Annotated in this window: 17 protein-coding genes and 1 tRNA gene; 2 read left to right on the forward strand and 16 right to left on the reverse strand. The window is 66.6% G+C overall.

Translation table 11 applies throughout. From position 1 onward, the window contains the following. Positions 1-455 precede the first annotated feature (455 nt). The 6 genes from RBB34_RS05625 to RBB34_RS05650 all read right to left on the reverse strand — a co-directional run bounded on the left by RBB34_RS05625 (position 456) and on the right by RBB34_RS05650 (position 9,379). Complete coding sequence (locus RBB34_RS05625; protein WP_306118220.1) at positions 456-1,568, reverse strand: hypothetical protein; 1,113 nt, start codon at positions 1,566-1,568, stop codon at positions 456-458. A gap of 27 nt (positions 1,569-1,595) precedes the next feature. Beyond that, the gene (locus RBB34_RS05630; protein WP_306118221.1) at positions 1,596-5,408 is read right to left on the reverse strand and encodes a vitamin B12-dependent ribonucleotide reductase; all 3,813 of its coding nucleotides are present in this window, start codon (positions 5,406-5,408) and stop codon (positions 1,596-1,598) included. 659 nt (positions 5,409-6,067) lie between these two features. Beyond that, entirely contained in the window at positions 6,068-6,583 is a 516-nt protein-coding gene (locus RBB34_RS05635; protein ID WP_306118222.1) for an NUDIX hydrolase, read from the reverse strand. Between the two features lie 111 nt (positions 6,584-6,694). Beyond that, positions 6,695-7,957: an MFS transporter gene (locus RBB34_RS05640; protein ID WP_306118223.1), complete on the reverse strand. Its 1,263-nt coding sequence runs from the start codon at positions 7,955-7,957 to the stop codon at positions 6,695-6,697. Between the two features lie 6 nt (positions 7,958-7,963). Next, positions 7,964-8,461, reverse strand: a complete 498-nt coding sequence (gene gpt / locus RBB34_RS05645; protein WP_306118224.1) for a xanthine phosphoribosyltransferase — start codon at positions 8,459-8,461, stop codon at positions 7,964-7,966. A gap of 183 nt (positions 8,462-8,644) precedes the next feature. Continuing rightward, on the reverse strand, positions 8,645-9,379 hold the full coding sequence (locus tag RBB34_RS05650) for a molybdopterin-binding protein (RefSeq protein WP_306118225.1): 735 nt from the start codon (positions 9,377-9,379) through the stop codon (positions 8,645-8,647). Between the two features lie 158 nt (positions 9,380-9,537). Here RBB34_RS05650 and wrbA point away from each other — a divergent pair, with 158 nt between their 5' ends. Both wrbA and RBB34_RS05660 read left to right on the forward strand, forming a co-directional pair. Then, a complete protein-coding gene (gene wrbA / locus RBB34_RS05655; protein ID WP_306118226.1) occupies positions 9,538-10,137 on the forward strand; it encodes an NAD(P)H:quinone oxidoreductase type IV in 600 nt (199 codons plus the stop codon). A gap of 77 nt (positions 10,138-10,214) precedes the next feature. Next, positions 10,215-10,299, forward strand: a tRNA-Leu gene (locus tag RBB34_RS05660). 130 nt (positions 10,300-10,429) lie between these two features. Here the strand turns inward: RBB34_RS05660 and RBB34_RS05665 are convergent. The 10 genes from RBB34_RS05665 to RBB34_RS05710 all read right to left on the reverse strand — a co-directional run bounded on the left by RBB34_RS05665 (position 10,430) and on the right by RBB34_RS05710 (position 22,571). After that, positions 10,430-11,260: a sulfite exporter TauE/SafE family protein gene (locus RBB34_RS05665; protein WP_306118227.1), complete on the reverse strand. Its 831-nt coding sequence runs from the start codon at positions 11,258-11,260 to the stop codon at positions 10,430-10,432. Positions 11,261-11,283: 23 nt separating this feature from the next. Beyond that, a complete protein-coding gene (locus RBB34_RS05670; RefSeq protein ID WP_306118228.1) occupies positions 11,284-13,071 on the reverse strand; it encodes a gamma-glutamyltransferase in 1,788 nt (595 codons plus the stop codon). 3 nt (positions 13,072-13,074) lie between these two features. Continuing rightward, positions 13,075-13,545: a VOC family protein gene (locus RBB34_RS05675; RefSeq protein WP_306118229.1), complete on the reverse strand. Its 471-nt coding sequence runs from the start codon at positions 13,543-13,545 to the stop codon at positions 13,075-13,077. A 183-nt stretch (positions 13,546-13,728) separates the two neighbouring features. Beyond that, positions 13,729-15,756 carry a TIM-barrel domain-containing protein gene (locus tag RBB34_RS05680; protein ID WP_306118230.1) on the reverse strand — a complete coding sequence of 676 codons (2,028 nt, stop codon included), beginning with the start codon at positions 15,754-15,756 and terminating at the stop codon, positions 13,729-13,731. A 7-nt stretch (positions 15,757-15,763) separates the two neighbouring features. Further along, entirely contained in the window at positions 15,764-17,977 is a 2,214-nt protein-coding gene (locus RBB34_RS05685; protein ID WP_306118231.1) for an amidohydrolase family protein, read from the reverse strand. Next, the gene (locus RBB34_RS05690) at positions 17,974-18,705 is read right to left on the reverse strand and encodes an amidohydrolase family protein (RefSeq protein ID WP_306118232.1); all 732 of its coding nucleotides are present in this window, start codon (positions 18,703-18,705) and stop codon (positions 17,974-17,976) included. Before RBB34_RS05690 ends, RBB34_RS05685 begins: the two co-directional genes overlap by 4 nt. Next, positions 18,702-19,715 (reverse strand): oligopeptide/dipeptide ABC transporter ATP-binding protein, encoded by a 1,014-nt coding sequence (locus tag RBB34_RS05695; RefSeq protein ID WP_306118233.1) that lies wholly within the window; start codon positions 19,713-19,715, stop codon positions 18,702-18,704. The genes RBB34_RS05690 and RBB34_RS05695 overlap by 4 nt, the downstream gene beginning before the upstream one ends. Further along, complete coding sequence (locus RBB34_RS05700; protein ID WP_306118234.1) at positions 19,712-20,695, reverse strand: ABC transporter ATP-binding protein; 984 nt, start codon at positions 20,693-20,695, stop codon at positions 19,712-19,714. Before RBB34_RS05700 ends, RBB34_RS05695 begins: the two co-directional genes overlap by 4 nt. Further along, the gene (locus tag RBB34_RS05705; RefSeq protein ID WP_306118235.1) at positions 20,692-21,705 is read right to left on the reverse strand and encodes an ABC transporter permease; all 1,014 of its coding nucleotides are present in this window, start codon (positions 21,703-21,705) and stop codon (positions 20,692-20,694) included. The genes RBB34_RS05700 and RBB34_RS05705 overlap by 4 nt, the downstream gene beginning before the upstream one ends. Beyond that, the gene (locus RBB34_RS05710; protein WP_306118236.1) at positions 21,702-22,571 is read right to left on the reverse strand and encodes an ABC transporter permease; all 870 of its coding nucleotides are present in this window, start codon (positions 22,569-22,571) and stop codon (positions 21,702-21,704) included. The genes RBB34_RS05705 and RBB34_RS05710 overlap by 4 nt, the downstream gene beginning before the upstream one ends. Positions 22,572-22,584 lie beyond the last annotated feature (13 nt).

Consider the following 22,584-nt stretch of genomic DNA (forward strand, 5'->3'; position numbering starts at 1 on the left):
TTTGGGCCATCGTCAGCAACCGGACGCCCTACGCGACAAACTTCAAAAATGCTGCTTGACTCAAACATTAGGCTGCCATCAATCGCCGCAATGACCCGTGACCGCAAATCCATCGAAAGTGGCTGACCCATCCATACCGGCCTCCTGATCCCGGCACAGAGCCTGAATCAGAAAACCAGCCCCGTGGGAATCCCCTTCGATTCAAAACGCTCGAAATCCGCTCTAAACGTCGACCGCGGTGACGATCGTTTGCGGTATGGGCACGGGCAGACCGTCTTCGGCCAAGCCCTCGATGTGAAAACGGATGGCGGCGGCGATTTCGGTCTTGGCTTCAGCCACTGTCTAGCCGGTCGCGACGCAGCCGGGCAGATCGGGCACATAGGCGGAATAGACCTCTCCGGCGTTTTCGATCATGATGGCGTAGTGAACCGATTGGAATTCTGCCTTAGCCCAGTTCATTGTCGATAGGTTTCAATTCGACCCACAAGCTCGCGCAACCGTGGAACGATCTTGTTCGTATCAATGTGTGGACAACCTTTGAAAATGCGAGCCATCCTCACATCAAGCCTTATCAGATCAACCTGATTGTGGTGATAGAAGTGCATCAAGTCTCCAAAATCTGATTTTTCCAAACTGGCCCCTCTTTTGAATATTGTATCTAGGAAACAATTTAAGTAGTTCATTCCATTAAATTTTTCGTCAAAGTCAACTGATTTGAACTTGCACTCTTTAACCTCTTTACCACTGCTTTTGGGGTGAGGCAACGTATGCCTTATACGCGGATCAGATCGGTAGTATTTCCTGGCGTATTCTCGTTGAGCGCGTTTAGCCATTCCTAAAAGTCTTTTTCGTTTTTCAATTAGATCAAAAAAAATCTCTAACCTATGAGAGAACTCAATGAACGGCTGTTCGACCATTTCTTCAAGATGATTTTTCTTGCCAGCAAACTTGTACCAGAGACCAAAGAAATAGACTGGGTCACGAATCCATCTCTGGAGAGCGGCGTCCATCTCGTGTTCTGTTATCTGGCCTTCCAGGTATCGTTGAATATAGCGGTTTTCGATGATGTCTGGAGCAACTGGTAGCTCCTCATACCAGAACTCTGCTCCACCCGAAAGGGCGCCAGATTCAGAGAGGAACTGTTTGAGATTAGCGGGTTTGCTTAGTCTGCGTCTGGTGGATCTGTTCAGGCGTCGTTCATCGGCGATCTTCTCCCGCATTAGTTTCAGGAGTTCCCGGCCAGTCAGTACACGTTCGACTGCGCGCGGCATCCAGTATCCCTTATTTGGATACCGATATCCAGCCACATAGTCTGTGGGGTACGGGTAGCAGTTGTTACCGCATAGCTCGTTCAAGACCGATGCGCGACGTTCTCGGTTCTCGCGCGCGTTCTCAGGACCGTCGCGGATCAACTCCATGACGTGCCAATAGGAATAGCCGTATTCGGCTACTCCCTTGTCTTTCAAATCTAAGAGCTGGCGTTTGATCGCTGATGGTTCACCAGAGTCCTTGGTCAGTTCGGCAAAATCCGCGGTGTCTAAGTAGACTCTGATTGGCTGTGTGGGCATTCCTCACGAGGACCCAGTTCTTGCGGCTCAACTACACCCGCTCGTCGCCCCGCACGTGTCGCACTTCAGGCACGTCCCATTCCTCACCATGGTGAAGTTCGAGCATTCGCCGCACATGTCGCCGGTGTAGCCGGCCATCATCGCCTGCATGCGCCGTTCGGCCTCGAGCTGCCTGGCGTCGTCCGCATCGGCCGATCTGTGCGTCGCCGATGGCGACAGGCCCGTCGCGGCGGCCGCGGCGGCCTGGGCTTCGGCCTGCGCGTCGGCCTCGCCCTCGGCGGCGCTTTCGGCCGGCTCGGGGCGGGCGGGCACGGCGCGTTCGGCGAAATCGCGGTGAAAGGCGGTCGCCTCCTCCTGCAATTGCAGAACCGGCGCGGTGGCCGCGCGGGCCGTGCCGCCGGCGCCGGGCGCGATGGCGGTCACATTGGTGTTGGCGGCCCCCGCCGGGGCGCCCGCGCCGGGGCCGGCCGAACGCACCACCGACAGCTTGTGCCCGCGCGTCCAGCCGGTCGAGACGGGCTGCGTCTTGCCCTCCTCGATGCCCCGGCCGAGCGCGGTCGAGGAGAACTCGGACTGGTCGACATGGGCCAGATCGTGCCGGCCAAGATAGGAGATCGCCAGTTCGCGGAAGACATAGTCGAGGATCGAGGTGGCGTTCTTGATCGCGTCGTTGCCCTGCACCATGCCGGCCGGCTCGAACTTGGTGAAGACGAAGGCGTCGACATATTCCTCCAGCGGCACGCCCCACTGCAGGCCGAGGGAAACGGAAATGGCGAAATTGTTGATCAGCGCGCGCAGGGTCGAGCCTTCCTTGTTCATGTCCAGGAAGATTTCGCCCAGGCGCCCGTCATCATATTCGCCGGTGCGCAGGAACACGGTGTGTCCGCCGATCTTGGCCTTCTGCGTGTAGCCCTTGCGGCGCGTGGGCAGCTTTTCCTGCTCGCGGACGATCTTTTCGACCACGCGCTCGACCACCTTTTCGGTGAGCTGGACCGCGCGGGCGGCGGCCGGCGCCTCGACCAGCGCGTCGAGCGCGTCCTCGTCCTCCTCGTCCTCGATGATGGAGGCGTTGAGCGGCTGGGACAGTTTCGAGCCGTCGCGGTAGAGCGCATTGGCCTTCAAGGCCAGCTTCCAGGACAGCATGTAGGCGTTCTTGCAGTCCTCGACGGTCGCCGCGTTGGGCATGTTGATCGTCTTGGAGATGGCGCCGGAGATGAAGGGCTGGGCGGCGGCCATCATGCGGATGTGGCTTTCCACCGAAAGGTACCGCTTGCCGATCTTGCCGCACGGATTGGCGCAGTCGAAGACGGGCAGATGCTCGTCCTTGATGAAGGGCGCGCCTTCCAGCGTCATCGCGCCGCAAATGTGGATGTTGGCGGCCTCGATGTCCTTCTTCGAAAAGCCCAGATGGGCAAGCAGGTCGAAGGTCGGATCGTTGAGGCGCTCCTCGGGCACTTCGAGCGCGGTCATCGTCTCGTCGCCGATGGTCCAGCGGTTGAAGACGAACTTGATGTCGAAGGCGCTCTTGAGGGCGGCGTTGATCTTGTCGATGGTCTCGTCTGAAAGCCCCTTGGCGCGCAGCGTGCCGCGATTGATGCCCGGGGCCTGGTCGAGATTGCCGTGGCCGACCGCATAGGCCTCGATCTCGGCGATCTGGCTTTCCGAATAGCCGAGCGTGCGCAGCGCTGCGGGGACGGCGCGGTTGATGATCTTGAAATAGCCGCCGCCGGCCAGCTTCTTGAACTTGACCAGCGCGAAGTCCGGTTCGATGCCGGTCGTGTCGCAGTCCATGACAAGGCCGATCGTGCCGGTGGGCGCGATGACGGTGGCCTGCGCGTTGCGGTAGCCGTGCTGTTCGCCCAGTTCCAGCGCCCGGTCCCAGGCGGCGCGGGCATGGGCGATCAGGTCGGCGTCGGGGCATTCGTCGGCCTTCAGCGCGACCGGGTTGACGGCCAGATCCTCGTAGCCTTGCGTTTCGCCATGGGCGGCGCGGCGATGGTTGCGCATCACGCGCAGCATGTTATTCGCGTTCGGCTTGTAGCCGGGGAAGGGGCCCAGTTCGCCGGCCATCTCCGCCGAGGTGGCGTAGGAAACGCCGGTCATGATCGCGGTCAGCGCGCCGGCGATGGCCCGGCCCTCGTCGGAATCGTAAGGGATGCCCGAGGACATCAGCAGCCCGCCGATATTGGCATAGCCAAGGCCCAGCGTGCGGTACTTGTAGGACAGTTCGGCGATCTGTTTCGACGGGAACTGCGCCATCATCACCGAGATTTCGAGCACCACCGTCCACAGCCGCACCGCGTGCTCGTAGGCGGCGATGTCGATCCTGTGGCCGTTGGCCGGATCGGCGAAGGCCATCAGGTTGAGCGAGGCCAGATTGCAGGCCGTGTCGTCCAGGAACATGTATTCCGAGCACGGGTTCGAGCCGCGGATGCGGCCGCCGGCCGGGCAGGTGTGCCAGTCGTTCATGGTCGTGTTGAAATGCAGGCCCGGATCGGCCGAGGCCCAGGCGGCGTAGCCGATCTTCTCCCACAGGTCGCGGGCCGGCACGGTCTTTGCCACCTTGCCGTCGATGCGGTTGATCAGCTTCCATTCGCCGTCGTTTTCGACCGTGCGCAGGAACTCGTCCGACAGCGAGACGGAGTTGTTGGAGTTCTGGCCCGAGACGGTCAGATAGGCCTCCGAATCCCAGTCCGTGTCATAGGTGCGGAACTCGAGCTCGGTGTAGCCCTGCCTTGCAAACTGAATCACCCGCTGGATGTAATTGTCGGGAACCAAAGCCTTTTTGGCGGCCCTGACCTCGCGCTTGAGGGCGGGGTTCTTGTTCGGATCGAAGCAGTCCTCGCCATGGCCCTGGCAATTGACGCAGGCGCGCATGATCGCGTTCATGTGCTTGGCGACGGTCTTCGAGCCGGTGACGAGGGCGGCGACCTTCTGCTCCTCGCGCACCTTCCAGTCGATATATTGCTCGATGTCGGGGTGGTCGATATCGACGACCACCATCTTGGCGGCGCGGCGCGTGGTGCCACCCGACTTGATGGCGCCGGCGGCGCGGTCGCCGATCTTCAGAAAGCTCATCAGGCCCGAGGACTTGCCGCCGCCCGACAGCCGCTCGCCCTCGCCGCGAAGCTGCGAGAAGTTGGTGCCGGTGCCCGAACCGTACTTGAACAGGCGCGCCTCGCGCACCCAAAGATCCATGATGCCGCCCTCATTGACCAGATCGTCGCCGACCGACTGGATGAAGCAGGCATGCGGCTGGGGATGCTCGTAGGCGGATTTCGATTTGGTCAGCTTGCCGGTGAACGGGTCGACATAGGAATGGCCCTGGCCCGGCCCGTCGATGCCATAGGCCCAGAAAAGGCCGGTGTTGAACCATTGCGGCGAGTTGGGCGCCACGCGCTGGGTGGCGAGCATGAAGGCCAGTTCGTCCATGAAGGCGCGGGCGTCGTCCTCGGTGTCGAAATAGCCGCCCTTCCAGCCCCAATAGGTCCAGGTGCCGGCCAGCCGCGTGAAGACCTGGCGCGCATCGGTCTCGGGGCCGTAGCGCGCGTCCTCGGGCAGGGCGGCGAGGGCGGCCTCGTCGGCGACCGAGCGCCACAGGAAGGAGGGGACGGCATTTTCCTCGACCTTCTTCAGGCGCGCGGGCACGCCGGCCTTGCGGAAATATTTCTGGGCGAGGATGTCCGCGGCGACCTGGCTGAACTGCTCGGGAACGTCGATGTTCTCGAGCCGGAAGACGATCGAGCCGTCCGGATTCCTGATCTCGCTGGTCGCCTTGCGGAAGGCTATCTCGGCATAGGGCGATTGGCCGTCCTTGGTGTGGTGCCGCTCGATGCGCATCGTTGTCCCTCGTTCCCTCAATATCTAGTGTGTTGTCCACAGGCTGCCAACGCGCCTGTTCAAACGCAAAACCGCTACCTGCCGTCCGGTTCCACCGGCCGGCTCGTCCGCGCGTCGATGCGGTGGGCAAAACCGCCGGCATGGCCCCGGATCGACGCTCGCTTGTTGATTGACGCCCTGCCTGACCGTGACCGTGTCCGGACAGGCCATTCACTTTATATGGTGTCTTGTTGGCCTGCAAACACTAAATATTGTGTAAACAGGCGACTTTCCCTTGTTGTCCAAAGCTCCCATATCCGGATTGCGGCGCACGGGAAACCTCCCGCGCAAACGATGGATGCCCATCGTCATCGCGTCCGCACTACGCTTCGATCAAACTGGATTTCGCCGGCCTTGTACGCGGCCCGACATGCGCTCAAGGTCGCACGACTGTCATAAAAGGCGACTCGGATCACAGGGTCAAGGGCTGGATGGCGCGAAAGCGAAAACACAACATGTAGGCCGAGCGCGCGTTGAAAAGCGGGGACAAGTCAGATTCCGTTAACCCTTCGCGCGCCGGTTCGGAGCCGATTCGGTTTGCCGGGACAGGGTCGTGCAATCGTTCGGCGTGCCGCCGCGCGGTCGGCCGCCATTGAGCGGCTCGCCATGGCGCCGGCCGATCAGGCCGCCTGCCTGTCCCTTTGCGCGCCGAAGGCTTCAATCAGCGCCGCCAGTTCGGGCTCCTCGACCAGCCGCGCGGCCTTGCCCGCCGTGGTCCATTTGCGTTCCCGCTCGCCGCGCTCGGGCCAGTTCTTGGCCTGCCGGTCCATGCGCAGCGCGAAGACGTCGACACGGCATGGCGTGCTGGAGGCGTCATCGGCATCGAGCTTGTCGTAACGGTAGCTGCCCAGCGGGGCGTCGGAAAGCGTGCCCTCGATGCCCGCTTCTTCCCAGGCCTCGCGGATTGCAGCTTGCGCGGCGGTCTCGGCGCCTTCGATCCATCCCTTGGGCAGGATCCAGCGGCCGGTCCCGCGGCTTGTGATCAACAGGATCTCGAGGCGGTTCTTGCGGTGACGCCAGACCAGAGCCGCCGCCTGCCTGCTCACCGCTTCGTCGCTTGCCGGCGCCGAATCGGCGGAAAACGCGCGGCGCAGGCTTTCGACGAAGCGAGCCAGTGGACTGCCGGGTGCCGTCATCGGTGCGAATCTCCCTTGCGCATGGATTATATGCGCCCTGGCCGGATTGACCAAAGGCGGTACCGGCCCGATGCGCACGGCGCGGTTGCCCGCCGTCGCCGCCGAGCCGGGTCACATCGTTGCGGGCCTGGCCCGCAGCGCAAGCCCGATCGAGACGATGAACGCAACCGCACCGGCGATGAACCACAGGCCCGGCACGGCGAGGACCGGGTCGGGCGCGGAGACATGGGCGAGCACGAGCGAGGCCAGCAGAGGGCCGAGGATGATGGCCAACGCGTTGACCGCCTGCAGGGTTCCCTGCAACTGGCCCTGTCGATCATCGTCGACGCTCTTCGAGCACAGGGCGGTCAGCGCCGGGGCGCCCAGGCCGTTGCCCAGCACGTAGCCGGCGATCAGCGGATAGACCATCCAGCCATGGTCGGCGAGACCGTAAAAGGCAAGCGAGACGCAGGATATGGCAAAGCCGGCGATGACCGTGCGCCAGTCGCCGACAAGGCGCACGACCGGGCCGACCAGCCCGCCCTGGACGATCACATACATCACCCCGACAAAGGCGAGCGAGAAGGCGGCGTCGCGCACCGTCCAGCCGAAGCGGAACTCGGTGTAGAGCACCCATGTGGCCTCGAGGCCGCGCTGCGCCGTGGCGGTGATCAGAAGCGCGATCAGCAGCGGGGTCAGCGCGGGAAACCGGCCGATCTTGCGCAGTGAGGCAAGCGGGTTGGCCTCGCGCGCGACCAGATCGGTGCGCCGGTTCTGCGGGGCGAGCGATTCGGGCAGGAAGGCCCAGGCGAGCACGAGATTGACGGCGGCCATGGCGGCGGCGGCCCAGAAGGGCAGGCGGATGTCGATCGCGCCCAGAACCCCGCCGATCAGCGGGCCCAGGATGAACCCCAGTCCGAAGGCGGCGCCGATCAGCCCGAATATGCGGGCGCGGTCGGCGGGTTCGGAGATGTCGGTGACATAGGCGTTGGCGGTGGGCAGCGTCGCACCCAGAATGCCGCCGAGGAGGCGGGCGAAGGCCAGCCAGACCAGGTTCGGGGCGAGGGCAGCGAATACGTAGTCGGCGGCGAGGCCGGCGAGCGAAACCAGCATGACCGGGCGGCGGCCGAAGCGGTCCGACAGCATGCCGATGAGCGGGCCGAACAGGAACTGGGCAAGCGCGTAGATGGTGCCGATGACGGCATAGGCGGCGGCCGCCTCGCTGACCGCGCCCGAACCCATGGACTGGACCAGCTTGGGCAGGATCGGCCAGGCAAGGCCGACGCCGATCATGTTGATCAGGATCGTCAGCAAGATGACGGTCAGCGCGCGTCGGCGCGCGGCGGCGCCGCCGGGCGTGGCGGGTATCGCCGCACCATCGCCCGACACACCCATGGCCGGTCAGCCCTTGCCGGCGCCGGCGATCGGCTCCTGATAGGTAAAGCCCATGTCCCAGGGAAAGAAGATCCAGGTGTCCTGGCTGACCTCGGTGATGAAGGTGTCGACCTGCGGCATGCCCTTGGGCTTGGCGTAGACGGTGGCGAAATGCGCCTTGGGCATCATGGCGCGAACCAGTTCGGCGGTCTTTCCGGTGTCGGTCAGATCGTCGATGATGAGCACGCCTTCGCCGCCATCGGTCAGAAGCTCCTCGCTCACCGACTTGAGAACACGGATTTCGCCCTGGGTGTCATAGTCGTGATAGGAGGCGATGCACACCGTCTCGATGATGCGGATTTCCAGCTCGCGGGCCACGACCGCCGCGGGGACCAGCCCGCCGCGCGTGATCGTGACGATGGCGCGCCAGTGGGGCGAGACGGAGGCCACGCGCCATGCCAGCGCCCGCGCGTCGCGATGGAACTGGTCCCAGGAGACGGGAAAGGATTTCTCCGGCAAGGCCATCGCGCGCTCCGTGGTCGTCTGCGGGAAGGGTTGCGATAGCGGGGCGCGGCGGGGAAGGCAAGGAGCGGGGCAGTGAATGGTGAATGGTGAGGGGCAGTGAATGGTGAATGGTGAATGCGGGCGGCTTGCAGCGACCTGCCGTGCCCTGCGACCATTCACCATTCACCATTCACCATTCACCATTCACCATTCACGCTCCAGCATCGCCTCCACATCCTGCCGAGCCGCATCGAGCGTTGCCGCGTCGGGGGCGCGGATGACGATCTTCACCCAGTAGTCACCATCCTCGTAATGCGGATAGGAGCCGATCAGCGCGTCGGGGTGGGCCTTGTCGATCGCGGCCAGGGCACTGCCGATGACGCCCTCGCCGAAGCGGCAGTGAATGGTCTGGCTCAGCAGCCGGCGTCCGGTCTTCAGGGTCGGCAGCACGTTGTCGAGCATGGCCTGGAAGATCGGCGGCACGCCGGCCATGACATGAACGTTGTCGACGACGAAGCCCGGCGCGGCGCTGACCGGGTTGTCGATGAGCGTGGCGCCCTGCGGCATGCGGGCCATGCGCTGGCGCGCTTTGGTGAACGGCTCGCCCATCGCCTCGTAATGGGCGGCGAGCACCGCCATGGCGCGCGGATCGGGGCCGAAGGGCCGGCCGAGCGCTGCGGCGACGGCCTCGGCGGTGATGTCGTCATGGGTCGGGCCGATGCCGCCGGAGGTGAACAGATAGGTGTTGCGCGCGCGCAGCGTGTTGACCGCCTCGACGATCGCCGCATGGTCGTCGGCGACGACGCGGATCTCGCGGAGGTCGATGCCGGCGGCGCTCAGCACCCTTGCCAGGTGATGGGCGTTGGCCTCGCGCGTGCGGCCCGAAAGGATCTCGTCGCCGATGACAACGATGGCGGCGGTGACGATGGCGTTCGGCATGGGGGCTCCCATCGGATCGGCTTTTCGCCCCTCATACGCGGCGCCCCGGGCCAGGGCAATTGCGGTGAACGCTGTGTCGCCCGGCTGCCCACTTTTGCGGCGGGCGCCGTTCGGCCACCTATCTCCGTACCGACAACCGCGAAAGGGACGGATCGATCATGACCAAGGTTCTCGTGCTCTACTATTCAAGCTGGGGCCACATGGAGGCGATGGCGCAATCGGCGGGCGCGGGCGCGCGCGAAGCCGGCGCCCAGGTGACCGTCAAGCGCGTGCCGGAACTGGTGCCCGAAGAGGTGGCCAAGGCATCCGGTTACAAGCTCGACCAGCAAGCCGAGATCGCCGATCCGATGGAGCTGGTCGATTACGACGCCATCATACTCGGCGTGTCGACGCGCTACGGCATGATGGCGGCGCAGCTGAAGAACTTCCTCGACCAGACCGGTCCGCTGTGGGCCGAGGGCAAGCTCATCGACAAGGTGGCCTCGGTGATGAGTTCGACGGCGACCCAGCATGGCGGTGCGGAACTGGCCGTGCTGACGACCCAGGCCGCGCTGCAGCATCACGGCATGATCATCGTGCCATTGTCCTATGCCTATCAGGGACAGATGGGCAATGACGTGGTGCGCGGCGGCTCGCCCTACGGCATGACCACGTCGGCCAATGGCGACGGCTCGCGCATGCCCTCCGAGCAGGAACTGGAGGGTGCCAGGTTTCAGGGCAAGCGCGTCGCCACGATTGCCGCAAAGCTTGCCGGCTGAGCCGATGCCGGCTTCGGGGGCGGCCGGTGCCGGCCCCGTTTCCATTTTCGGCCCGATTCCGCTAGGGGTGCCTGCGGGCCCCCTTGGCGGAACAGGTAGACGCAAGGGACTTAAAATCCCTCGGCTTCGGCCGTGCCGGTTCGAGTCCGGCAGGGGGCACCATGGCATCGCGTGCGCGCCGAAACGCTGGCCGGGCAGGGGGCCGCATCGTCCGGCCAGGGTCTGACGAAACCGCGCCAATGCCAGGCGGGGGGGCCTGCCGGCGCCAGACCGCCAAATGTCCGAGCGGCGGTCACCCGAGGGCGACTTCATGGATCATGGTCGCGCTGGTCAGCGCCAGGAAGCCGGCGAAGCACCAGCGGAGCACGGCCGGCGCAACGGCATGAGCGATGCGCGCCCCGAGCGGCGCGGTGAGCATCGATGCGGGGACGATCGCGGCAACGCCGAGCACGTTCACATAGCCGATCGAAAACGGTGGCAGGGTCGCTTGCCCGAAACCGAACCAGGCAAAGCCGATCGCGCCGGGAACGGCAATGATCAGGCCGATCGCGGCGGCGGTGCCGACCGCGCGCCTGATCGGGTAGTCGAAAAACGACAGGATCGGCACGGTGAGCGTGCCGCCGCCGATCCCCATCAGCACCGAGAATCCGCCAATGCCCAGGCCAAGCGCTTCGCGCAGCGGCGTGCCGGGCATCGGCCGTTGGCCGGTGGTGCGCGCCGGCCGAACGGCCATGTTGACGGCGACGATCGCGGCGATGAGGGCGAAGATCAGGGTCAGCGCGGCGCCGGCGATGTTGCCGCCGACAACGGTTCCGGCGACGACGCCGATGGCGATCGGCGGGCCCCAGCGCGCCAGCAGGGCCGTGTCGACCGCACCCTTGCTCCAATGGCTGCGCGCCGACATGAAGCCGGTGAAGATGATGGTCGCCAGCGATGTGCCGATCGCGACATGCATCAATACCGTCTCGTCGACGCCAAGACCCATCAGGACGACGAACAGCACGGGGACGATGACGATGCCGCCCCCGACGCCGAGCAAGCCCGACAGGATGCCGGCCACCGCGCCGGTGGCGAGCAGCGCGGCGATCAGCCTGACGGCTTCAAGGACGCTGACGTCAGTCATTGACGCACTCCGGCCCCCAGGCGCTATCGACCAGCGGCATAGGCGGTTCGGCGCGGATCGGCTGCGGCGGACAGGACAGGCCCGTCGACACCACCCAGATCGATGCGACCGGCCATCATCACGGCGCCGGCGTCGAATTCCCAGCTTGGCCATTCATGCAGCTTGTGGCCGCGCGCAGCCAGATCGGCGCGCACCTCGCGATCGATGCGGTTCTCGACATCGACACGCTGGGGGAAGGCGGGGTTGGGGAAGAAGGAATTGGGCAGGGCGAAGGTCGCCACCCGCGCGGCCTCGACCGCCTGCTGCGGCAGCATGCCGTGGGCGATCAGATTGACGAAGCCCTGCAGCATGGCCTGGACGATGACGTCGCCGCCCGGACAACCGAAGGCGAGGACCTGATCGGCGCCATCAACCGACGGTCTGAGCGCGATCGCCGGCGCGGGCGTCACCCGTGGCCGCTTGCCGGGGGCGAGCACATTGACATGGGCCGGGTCCAGCCGGCTTTGCACGCCGCGGCAGGAGACCATGGCGCCGATGCCGGGCACGATCGGCGAGCCGTCAAGCGTATCGGACGGCATGACCGACATGGCGTTGCCGGCGGCGTCGACGGCGCACGCATATGTCGTGTCAAAGCGCGGGCGCGAATCGGTAGGCGGCGGGACGTCGAAGGCGCGGGCGCTGCCCATCTCGATCCGATCGGCGAGCGCTGCCAGGTGCGGCGCGGCGAGCAGCGCGGCCTGGTCGCTTCTTGCAAAGGCCGGATCGCAATAGTGGAGCTCGCGGTCGGCGAAGCCCAGCTTGAGGGCCTCGATCACAAGATGCAAGGCATCGGCCGAGCCATGGCCGGCGGCGGCCAGGTCGAACTGGCGCAATATGCCGAGCGCCTGGAGCATGACCGGCCCTTGCGTGCCGAAATCGCTGGTCGCCACGCGCCAACCGTCAAAGTCCACTTCCGGCGCGGGAGCGAATGCGCCGCGGAAACGGTCAAGGTCCGCGCGGTTCAACGTGCCGCCGTGGGCGCGGTTGAACGCGACCATGGCTTCGGCGATCGGTCCGCCATAGAACGCCGCCCTGACGTTGTCGATGCGAGTGTCGCGGTCCGAGCCGGTTTCGGCGGCGGACATGGCTTCGAGCGTGCCGGCCAGATCGGTCTGGCGGATGACCTCGCCGATGCGCGGTGCGCGGCCCTTGGGCCAGTAGACGGCGCGCGAACTGTCCCATTGCGCAAAGCTGCGGCCCATGATCCCGAGCGCGATGGCCGTGCGATGATCGAGAACCAGGCCGTCGCGGGCATAGGCGATCAGGGGTTCGACGATATCGGCGAACGACCAGGTGCCGAAGCGCGCCAGCGTGCCAAGCAGGGCATCGGGCGCGCCGGGCACAATGCCGGTTGCCGGGCCGAGCGGGATATCGTCGCCCCAGCGGGCGCGAAAGGCGTCAAGATCGGTCTGCTCTCCCCATACGCCGACCCCGGCCGTCGTCCACAGCGCGCCCTGGCCCGCCTGGCGCACGACCACCGGCGCGATGCCGCCCAGATTGCACATGTCGGGCTGGATGACGGTGCATGCGAAACCGCCCGCCACGCCCGCGTCGATGGCTGTGCCGCCGGCCTCGAGCACGTTGGCCATGATCTGCGCGACGATCGGATGGCCGGCGCAGACCATGTAATGCCGGCCGACGAGCGTGGGCCGCATGGACTCGGGCGGCGGATAGACCGAAGGCGTCGGCGCATCGGCGTTGCGCATGCCGCCTGCGGAGGTCTTGTCGGGTTCGAACGGGGCGGCAAGGCCGGTATCGTGCTGATCATCCATCCTTCAGGCGCTCTCCTGCGGAGTCTGTGTTTGGTTGGCGGACACGGCGTCGGGTATCTCCTCGAACTCGATCACCGCTGCACCCGGTGCACGCACATAGACGCAGCGTCCCTCGGGGAAGGTGACGATCTCGCCGAGCGGTTCGGCACCGGCGGCGCGGACATCGGCAAGCGTCGCCTCGAGATCGGCGACGGCGAAGCAGATGTGTGCGAGCGGCACCGGGCCCGCGCCCGCCGCCGGTACGGCATCGCGGTCGTTGAACTCGATCAGTTCCAGCCGGCAGCCGTCGCCGGCCCGTGACATCTGCGCCAGCCTGACGGTCAGTCCGTCACGCCGTGTCAGGCGCGCCACCTCGTCGGTGAGATCGTCGGCGCGCAATTGCGTCGCAAAGCCCAGCGCGCGCTCGAAGAACGCGATGGCGCCGTCGAGGTCGTCGACGGCCAGCGAAGCGTGCAGGAGCGGTGCGGCGGTCATGGCGCGATCCGGGGGGAAAGCGTTGCGGGAGGCGGCCAGCCGGTGGCTCGCCGCCGTCCCCGAACGATGAGCTGGCGCGTGAGCGGCTTCGATTTCTTGTCCCTGGCCAATTGTGATGTCGTCCTGTGGTCCAGCATGTCAAGCAAGGCACGGGGATGGCGGTCGGCGACCGCAATCCGCGGTTCAGACGGCGATGGGAAGCTGCGCATCATTCTTCAAGAACAGGGGTATGCGTTCGAGTGGGGCGTCGGCGGTTATCACGGCGCCGCCGGCATGGGTCTGACCGGTCCAGGCGTCGGTCCACTGCGCGCCGGCGGGCAGATAGACGGTGCGCTCGCGCGCGCCGTGTTCGAGGACCGGCGCAACGAGCAGGTCGGGGCCGAACAGGAAGCTGTCTTCGGCACGGACGGCTTGCCGGTCGTCGGGAAAATCGACCAGCAGGGGCCGCATCGGCGGCAGGCCCGTCTCGTGCGCCCGGCGCATCTGGTCGGCGATGTAGGGCTTGAGCCGCTCGCGCAGATGCAGATAGGCCGACAGGATCTCGTAGGCCCGTTCGCCGAACGACCAGACCTCGTTGTCGGCGCCGCCGAACAGGAAATCGCGCCCCAGCCGCCGGTCGCCTTCGGAATCCTGGCGGAAGCCGTGCAGGCGGAAGACCGGGCAGAACGTGCCATACTGGAACCAGCGGATCATCAGTTCGCGGAATTGCGGATCGCGGACGTCGCCGTGCTTGAAGCCGCCGATGTCGGTGGTCCACCAGGCGATGCCGCTGAGCGCCATGTTGAGCCCGGCGCGCACCTGGCGGGCGAAATCGGCGAAGGTCGAATCGACGTCGCCCGACCAGACCACGACGGGATAGCGCTGGGTGCCCAGCCAGGCCGAGCGCGACAGCAGGACGCCCTCGTCCATGCCCTCTGCGGCCATGTGCTCCGCATAGCCCTTCTGGTGCAGCACCGGATAGGCATTGGTGACCGCACCACCGTCGCCGGCATGATAGCGCAGATTGCCCGGATGGGCCGGATACACCTCCGGCTCGTTGGCATCGAGCCAGAATGCCTCAAAGCCGTGTCGGGCGTAGCCGTCCCGGACCCGCGCCCAGTGATAGGCGCGTGCTTCCGGGTGCGTCGCGTCATAAAACGACAGAGCCGTCCGCCCTTCGGCATTGGCGTCGATGAAGATCGAGGAGGCCTGAACGCCGCGCCGGTGGGTGATCAGATAGCCGGCATCGCGCATTTCGTTGTGGTTTTCGGCGTTGACGTTGACCGCCGGCCAGATCGACACCATCGGCTTGATGCCCATCGATTCCAGCTCGGTGACCATGGCCGCGGGGTCGGGGAAGTCCCTGGGGTCGAACTTCCATTCGCCGCCGCGCGTCCAGTTGAAGAAGTCGATGACGAGACAGTCGAGCGGCAGGCCGCGCCGCTTGTATTGGCGGGCGATGTCGAGCACCTCGTCCTGGGTGCGATAGCGCAGCTTGCACTGCCAGAAACCCATCGCCCAGCGGGGCATCATCGGCGGCCGGCCGGTCAGGCCGGTGTACGCTTGGAGAATCGCGGCCGGGCCTTCGCCGGCGATGACGACATAGTCGAGCTGGGCGGTGCAATCCATGACCCAGCGCGTCCGGTTGGCGGCCAGCTCGACGCGGCCGATGCCAGGATTGTTCCAGACCAGTCCGTAGCCGCGCGAGGAGATGGTGAAGGGGATCGCCACCTCGGTGTTCATCTGCAACAGATCGATGACGCAGCCCTTCTGGTCGAGCCGGCCGTGCTGATGCTGGCCGAGCCCGTAGAAGCGTTCGCCGTCATGGGCTTTGAAACTGGTCTCGATGCGCCACAGATCGCCCTGCTGGGCGGCGTAGTGGCGGGTGTTGGGATAAAGGATGTGCGGCATCTGCTCCTGCAGGAGCAGGTTGCCGTTGACCGTGTCGTGAAAGGCCAGCTCCAGCGTCGGCTGCAGTCCGCGGGGCATGCGTCGGACGGTGGCCCGAACCCGGCCATGGGTCAGCGTCGCGGCTTCCTCGCCGATCTCGATCGTGCCGGAAGCGCAGGGCAGATCGTCGATCAGGCCGTGGATCCGGCCTTCGTCGATGGCCGCGTTCATCGTCGCGCGCACGCGCACCGAGTCGGCGCCCACCGGTTCGAGCCACAGCGTTTCACGGCCGATGCGGCAGACGAGGCGATTGTCGATCGTGCTGAAGGTGGGATGCGTCATGGCGCTCTCATGGCGAAGCCGGCGGGTCGGGCAGGGCGGCCGGGTGGAGGATGCCGCCATGGCCGGTCAGAAGAGCCAGGTCCGACTGCCGCGCGCGCCGCATCAGCGCAAGGCGCGTCGCCCTGGCGGCGTCGGCATCCATGTCCCAATCGGTCGACCACTGGGGATGGGCAAGCTGGATCGCCGGCACGTGGATGATGTCGCCGCAGGCGAGCGCATGCTGGCGCTCGAACAGCCATGCGGTATGGCCGGGCGTGTGTCCGCTCGCCTCGATTGCGATGGCCTGTCCGATGCGGTCGCCGGGTGCGATGCGGTCGGTCCGGTCGGCATAGGGGGCGATCGCACGGGCCGCCTCGTCGGCAATCGCGCGCATGGGCTGCGGCACGTCGCCCCCGAGCCAGCAGTCGGCTTCGGCCGCGGGCAGGGCAAGTCGGGCATTGGGAAAGGCGGCGGCACCATTGGCCGCGAGCAGCCCGCCGCAATGGTCGCCATGCAGATGGGTGAGGTAGACACGGACGATGTCGCCGGGCGCGATCGAGCGGGCCGCGAGCGCCGCCGCAACGCCGCCGAAACCGGCGTTCATGAAATGGCCGCCGCCGGTGTCGACCAGGCATGGTCCGTCAGCGGTCACGATCAGATAGGCCCAGACAGGCACGTCGATCCGGGCGGGCAGCACGTCAACGCCAAGCAAGCGGGCGGCATGGACGGGATCATCGCGCACGCCGGCAAACAGTTCTGGATCGAAGCCGAAGCTCATGTCATGGATCGCAATGGCGCCGTTGCCGGCCACTTGCCGAGACGGGGCCGCCGAGGCCACAAGACGCGCAGCGCGGGCCGCGCCGATCCAGGCTGGCGGCGGCGTCGCCCTTCGCGCAGCGCGTGCCCGGGCGACCAGTTCGGCCTCGGCCGTCTCCAGATCGACGCCGGTCAACCGCCCCTCCGCGACGATCTTGCGGCCGGCGACATGGACCTCGCGCACCGCGGACCGGCTCCAGCGGCCCATGGCGAGCGCGGCCAGGGTGTCCGGATCATCGTCGAGCCGGTCGGCGGCAAGCGCCTCGACCGAAAGCGCCACCAGGTCCGCCTCGGCACCTTCCACCAGGCCCGGCGCCGCAACGCCGTCATGGGCGCGTCGGCCGGTCGAAAACGCCGCCGCGAGCACCGCCTTGCGCGGCAGGCCGGGCCTGTCGAAACCGCGTCCACCGAGCACCTGCGCGGCCAGCCGCACCTCGCGCAGCATGTCGGCATCGTCGTCCATCGCCATACCGTCAAGGCCGATGCCAAGGCATAGTTCCGTCGCGTGCAGCGCCGCGCCGTCTGCGATGCCCGAAGCCAGGCGCAGATTGGAGCTCGTGTTGAGCGCCAAGGTCGCGCCCGCCTGGGCGAAGGCGGCGATTTCGTCCGGCCTGAGCCAGACCCCATGGGCAATGGTCAGCCGATCGTTCAGCAAGCCGGCCTGGTCGAAGAAGACATGCGCGCCGGCGGGCTGATGGGCGTCGACCCATGCGCGTTGCTGTGCCGTCTCGAGAAGATGCACGTGCGTTCGCCGGCCCTGCGCGCTCGCTGCGGCGCCGACCTTCTGCCATGCCGGCTCGCTCAGCCAGTGCGGGCCGGGCGGACCGAACTGGGTGACGATGTCGGGACCGTCGATGGCCTCGGCGATGGCCGGCACCAGGGCGATCTGTTCGGCGACCGGCGGCAGCGCCTGGGCGGCGCGCAGTTCGGCCATGGCGTCGGCCGGCAGCGCCGCGGCGATCGCCGCACCATCGTCGTAGCCGGCAAGATTCCGGTCGAGGATCGGAACGACGAAGGAAAGCCGCAGGCCGACATCGCGCGCGGCGCGGGCGATCGCGTGGGCCTCAGCGGCGAGATCGTCGCCCTGCGGCAGGTGGTTGTGGACCACCGTGGTCACGCCACAAAGCGCCATGCGCCCGAACGCGACCAGCGCGGTGAGATAGGGATCGGTGCGCGGCGCGCGCCACAGATCCCAAAGCCATGCCTCGAGCGGCGCATCGGGCGCGCCAATGGCAAGCGGGCGGACGCCGCGGCCATGGTCATGGGCGTTTACCAGGCCGGGCACGAGCAGGTGGTCGCCGGTGGGCGCGCCATGCGCGATGGATGCAATGCGGCCGGCGGCCAGCCGAACCTTGCCGCCCCATTGCGGCGGTTGTGCCCAGGGGCGCGCCCAGATCGCCGCGCTTTCGAGGACCGTTTCGCTCATAGCCCCAGCAGCTTCGCCAGATTGCCGCCTTCGACCATGGCGCGGTGTTCGGGATCGGCGATGGATTTGCGGATCTTCAACCGCTCGAGCTCGAAGTCGCTTCCCGGCCAGTCGGTGCCCATGATGAGCTTTTCGGGGCCCAGGTCCTTGTAGGCCATCCGCACCTCGATGAGCTGCGTCGAAGAGGTCTCGAGATAGATGTTGGGCGTGCGGCCGGCGACGAGAATCGCCTCGCCGACATTCCAGACCGTGCCCATGTGCGCGATCAGCGTCGGCACCGTCGGATGATGCCGGGCGATCTCCTCGATACCGAGCGGATGGATGAAGGCGTCGTCGAGCGCGTTGAAAAGAACCATCATGCCGCGCTCGGCGCAGGCTTCAAAGACCGGATCGAGCAGACCGCGATCGACCATATGATAGCCGTGCAAGACGGGATGCAGCTTCAGCCCCCGGAAGCGGTGCCTGTCATGGTCGCGGCGGATCTGGTCGGCGGCGTCGGCGTCGCGCGCATTGACCTGGCCGAAGGCGATGATGCGGTCGGGATATTTGGCGCCGACGCTTGCGGTATAGTCGTTGTCGATCATCTGGCCGAGCGAGCAGCCGACCGCCATGTCGACGCCGGCCGCATCCATGTCGCGCAGCATCATCTCGACCGAATAGGTCTCGGCAGTCAGATAATCGGAGTTCTGACCGGCGGTCCAGATGTTGTTGTAGGCGTCGATGATCATGTCGTGACCAGTCCTCTTTCATCATGTGTCGCATTGGCGGGCAGCGGATTGTGACAGGCAGCGAGGCCGCCCTGCGGCATCGGCATCAGCCGGGGCGCCTCGGCAGCGCAGCGGCCCGTGGCACGCGGACAGCGGCTGCGGAACGGGCAACCCGCCGGCGGGTCGAGCTGGCTTGGCAGGTCGGCGGACGGCGCTGCCGTGGCCAGGCGGATCGTCTCGCGCGCCGCGGCGACATCGGGCCTTGGCGTGGCGCGCAGCAGCATGGCGCTGTAGGGGTGGGCCGGATTGGCCGCAAGCGGCCCGGCGGGGGCCAGTTCGACGATCTCGCCGAAATACATCACCGCGATGCGGTCGGCGATCGCGCTCACTATGCCCAGATCGTGGGAGATGAACACCAGCGTCAGGCCGCGCTCGCGCTTGAGGTCGATCAGAAGGTTGACGACCTGTGCCTGGATGGACACGTCGAGCGCCGAGACCGGTTCGTCGGCGACGATGATCTGCGGCTCCGTGGCAAGGGCGCGGGCGATCGCGATACGCTGGCGCTGGCCGCCGGAAAAGGCGCTGGGCAGGCGCTCGAGCGCATCGGTATCGAGGCCCACCGAGGTGATCAATGCCCTGGCGCGCGCCACGCGTTCGGATGCGGGCACACCGACATGGGCGAGCACATCGTCGAGCATGGCGCCGATGCGCCGGCGCGGATTGAGCGAGGAATACGGATCCTGGAAGATCATCTGGAAGCGGGGGCGCAGGGCACGCAGCCTGCGCGGGGCGAGCTGGACGAGATCGGTGCCGCCGTAGCGGATCGCGCCGCCGGAGGGTTCGACAAGGCGCAGCATGGCCCGCCCGAGCGTCGTCTTGCCAGAGCCGCTCTCGCCGACAACGGCCAGCGTTTCGCCGCGCGCGATGTCCAGATCGGTCGGATGCAGCGCCGTGATCTCGCGCCAGCCCAAGCCCTGCCGGACCGGATAGCGGACGGTCAGCCCGTCAAGTGCCAGGATGGTATCCGTCATGGGGCGCCATCGCTGTCGGGGACCGGATGCCAGCACGCCGCAAGGGACCGGCCGACCGATGCGAGTTCGGGCCGGCGGGCGTGGCACTTCTCGATGGCGTTGGCGCAGCGGGGCGCATAGGCGCAGCCATCGCCCTTGCGGTCGATGCGCGGCGGCGCGCCGGCGATCGCGGCGAGGTGGCCGCCGGCATCGCGCTCCATGCCGGCCGCCTTGATCAGATCGCGTGTGTAGGGATGACGCGGGGCGGCGAACAGCGCCTCGACCGTTGCCATCTCGACGATGCGGCCGGCATAGATGACCATGACGCGGTCGGCGACGCCGGCGACCACGCCCAGATCGTGGGTGATCAGGATCATCGCCATGCCGCGCCGACGCACCATGTGCGAAAGCAGCGCCAGGATTTGCGCCTGGATCGTCACGTCGAGCGCGGTCGTGGGCTCGTCGGCAATGAGCAAATGCGGGTCGCAGGCCAACGCAAGGGCGATCATCGCCCGCTGGCGCTGGCCGCCGGAGACCTCGTGCGGGTAAAGCCCGGCGCGGCGTTGCGGTTCGGGCATGCCGACCTCGTCCAGCAATGCGACCGCCCGCGCGCGCGCCGCACGCCAGTTTGCCGTACCGTGCACGACCAGCGACTCGGCGATCTGGTCGCCGATGGTCTCGCATGGGTTGAGCGCGGTCATCGCATCCTGGAACACCATGGCGATGCCCTTGCCCCGCAACTGGCGCAATCGCGCCGCATCCATCGCCAGCACGTCCTCGCCATTGAGCCGGATCGACCCGCCGATGGCGGCGCCCGGTCCCTCGTTGAGCCGGGCGAGCGCCATCGAGGTGGCCGACTTGCCCGAGCCGCTTTCGCCGACCAGGGCGACGATCTCGCCGGGCTCGACGGCGAAGCTGACGCCTTCGACCGCGAACAGATCACCGCCCGGCGCGCCGAAGGCGACCGAAAGGTCGTCGACCTCGAGCAATGGTGCGCTCATCGGCCCGGCTCCCGGCGCAAGCGTGGATCGGCCCACCGATAGGCGAGGTCCGTCGCCAGGTTGACGAAGACATAAAGCGTGGCGATGACGAGCGCGGCGCCCTGGGCGACGGCATAGTCACGGGTCAGCACGGCGTCGATCATCATCCGGCCGATACCGGGATAGCCGAACACCACTTCGGCGATCACCGAGCCGCCCAGCATGGCGCCGAATTGCAGGCCGATCACGGTCAGCACGCCGAGCGCCGCGTTGCGCAGGATGTGGCGAAAGAAGATCCGCCCGCCCGGCACGCCCTTCATGCGGGCGGTCCGAACGAAATCGAGCCTGCCGGTCTCGATGATGCCCGATCGCGCAAGCCGCATCAGCATGCCCGAGGTTGTCAGACCGACGGTCAGCGCCGGCAGGATCAGATGCGCCAGCCAGGGGCCGATCAGGTCGGGGCGGCCAAGCGCGATCGCATCGACAAGCACGAAATTGGTGACGGGCTGATAGTCGAGCGTCGAGGGCAGCCGGCCGAACGAAGGCAACCAGCCCAGCCACAGCGAGAACACGATGATCAGGATGATGCCGAACCAGAACCAGGGCAGGGCAAACAGCGTCATCGCCACGAAGCGCAGGCTGGCGTCGATGAGCGAGCCGGGCCTTGCGGCCGCCGCCATGCCCGCGCCCAGGCCGAACAGGACCATGACGATCAGCGAGGCAAGCGCCAGTTCGATGGTCACCGGCAACGTCTCGCCGACCATCACCGAAACGTCCTTTCCGGTGATGAACGAACGCCCAAGGTCGAACGTGACAAGCTCGCGCAGATAGATCAGGTATTGCTGCCACAATGGCAGGTCGAGACCGAGTTGGGCGATGAGCTGATCGCGCAGGCCGGCGGTGGCGAATTGCGAGCTGAGCATGTCCACGGTCGAACCGGGCAGGGCGCGCAGCGCGATGAAGACGAGTGTCGCCACCACGAACAGGGTAACGGGCAGAAAGGCGATGCGGCGCACAATCTCGGCGATCATGGCGCCATTCCCACAGCGCGGTCATCGCCGAGCTGGTCGCCGCAGAACGACACCGCCAGCGCGAAGATGGCGATCACGAGCCCGGGCAGCAGCGCCTGTTCGGGCGCGATGAAGATCAGTTCCTGGCCTTCCTTGACCATATAGCCGAGATCGGGCGCCGGCGGGCGCACGCCCAGGCCCAGATAGGACAGGGCGGCGGCGGTCAGCGCAGCGACGGCAACGACGGAGGTCGCCTGTACCAGAAGCGGCCGGATGATGTTGGGTGCGACCTCGCGCACCATGATGCGGATCGGCGCGAAGCCGGCGGCGCGCGCGGCCATCGCGTAATCGCGTGCCGCCTCGCCGGACGCCAGCGCGCGGGCAAGCCGGGCGAAGATCGGAAGCTGCGAAACCGCCACGGCCAGCGTCAGGTTGACGAGCGAGGCGCCGAGCGCCGCCAGAACGAGTATGGCCGCAAGGATCAGCGGAAACGACATCACGATGTCGACGGCGCGCATCATCACCCAGTCGATGCGCCAGCCGCTGACGCCGGAGACGAGCCCGTAAATGCCGCCCACGACCAGCGCCAGCACGACCGAGCCCAGCGAGACCACCAGCATCGGCCGCAGCCCATAGAGAAGGCGCGAGAGCTGGTCGCGGCCGAAGCCGTCGGTGCCCAGGACGTGGCCGTCGGTGAACAGCGGCATCATGGGCATGCCGACGTTCTCGATGGGGTCATAGGGCGCGATCAGCGGCGCCAGCAGCGCGGCCAGCACGAAACCGGTCGCGATGACCCATGGCACGAGCCGCAGCACGTCCGCCGGACCGAGGCGGCCGCGCCGTGTCGCGGCAACCGGCTTTGGTGGAGCGGCGAATGAGTTGGCCATGCAAACTCCGCGG

Origin of the sequence: Roseitalea sp. MMSF_3546, from assembly GCF_030732865.1 — a bacterium.
Taxonomy (GTDB): Bacteria; Pseudomonadota; Alphaproteobacteria; order Rhizobiales; family Rhizobiaceae; genus Roseitalea.

Bases quoted from the DNA above. Each gene is read 5' to 3' on its own strand.
- RBB34_RS05700 (WP_306118234.1), bottom strand. From the start codon at position 20,695: ATGAGCGCACCATTGCTCGAGGTCGACGACCTTTCGGTCGCCTTCGGC.
- RBB34_RS05670 (WP_306118228.1), bottom strand. From the start codon at position 13,071: ATGGATGATCAGCACGATACCGGCCTTGCCGCCCCGTTCGAACCCGAC.
- RBB34_RS05630 (WP_306118221.1), bottom strand. From the start codon at position 5,408: ATGCGCATCGAGCGGCACCACACCAAGGACGGCCAATCGCCCTATGCC.
- RBB34_RS05635 (WP_306118222.1), bottom strand. From the start codon at position 6,583: ATGACGGCACCCGGCAGTCCACTGGCTCGCTTCGTCGAAAGCCTGCGC.
- RBB34_RS05625 (WP_306118220.1), bottom strand. From the start codon at position 1,568: ATGCCCACACAGCCAATCAGAGTCTACTTAGACACCGCGGATTTTGCC.
- RBB34_RS05690 (WP_306118232.1), bottom strand. From the start codon at position 18,705: ATGATCATCGACGCCTACAACAACATCTGGACCGCCGGTCAGAACTCC.
- RBB34_RS05665 (WP_306118227.1), bottom strand. From the start codon at position 11,260: ATGACTGACGTCAGCGTCCTTGAAGCCGTCAGGCTGATCGCCGCGCTG.
- gpt (WP_306118224.1), bottom strand. From the start codon at position 8,461: ATGGCCTTGCCGGAGAAATCCTTTCCCGTCTCCTGGGACCAGTTCCAT.
- RBB34_RS05685 (WP_306118231.1), bottom strand. From the start codon at position 17,977: ATGAGCGAAACGGTCCTCGAAAGCGCGGCGATCTGGGCGCGCCCCTGG.
- RBB34_RS05650 (WP_306118225.1), bottom strand. From the start codon at position 9,379: ATGCCGAACGCCATCGTCACCGCCGCCATCGTTGTCATCGGCGACGAG.
- wrbA (WP_306118226.1), top strand. From the start codon at position 9,538: ATGACCAAGGTTCTCGTGCTCTACTATTCAAGCTGGGGCCACATGGAG.
- RBB34_RS05680 (WP_306118230.1), bottom strand. From the start codon at position 15,756: ATGACGCATCCCACCTTCAGCACGATCGACAATCGCCTCGTCTGCCGC.
- RBB34_RS05705 (WP_306118235.1), bottom strand. From the start codon at position 21,705: ATGATCGCCGAGATTGTGCGCCGCATCGCCTTTCTGCCCGTTACCCTG.
- RBB34_RS05695 (WP_306118233.1), bottom strand. From the start codon at position 19,715: ATGACGGATACCATCCTGGCACTTGACGGGCTGACCGTCCGCTATCCG.
- RBB34_RS05675 (WP_306118229.1), bottom strand. From the start codon at position 13,545: ATGACCGCCGCACCGCTCCTGCACGCTTCGCTGGCCGTCGACGACCTC.
- RBB34_RS05710 (WP_306118236.1), bottom strand. From the start codon at position 22,571: ATGGCCAACTCATTCGCCGCTCCACCAAAGCCGGTTGCCGCGACACGG.
- RBB34_RS05640 (WP_306118223.1), bottom strand. From the start codon at position 7,957: ATGGGTGTGTCGGGCGATGGTGCGGCGATACCCGCCACGCCCGGCGGC.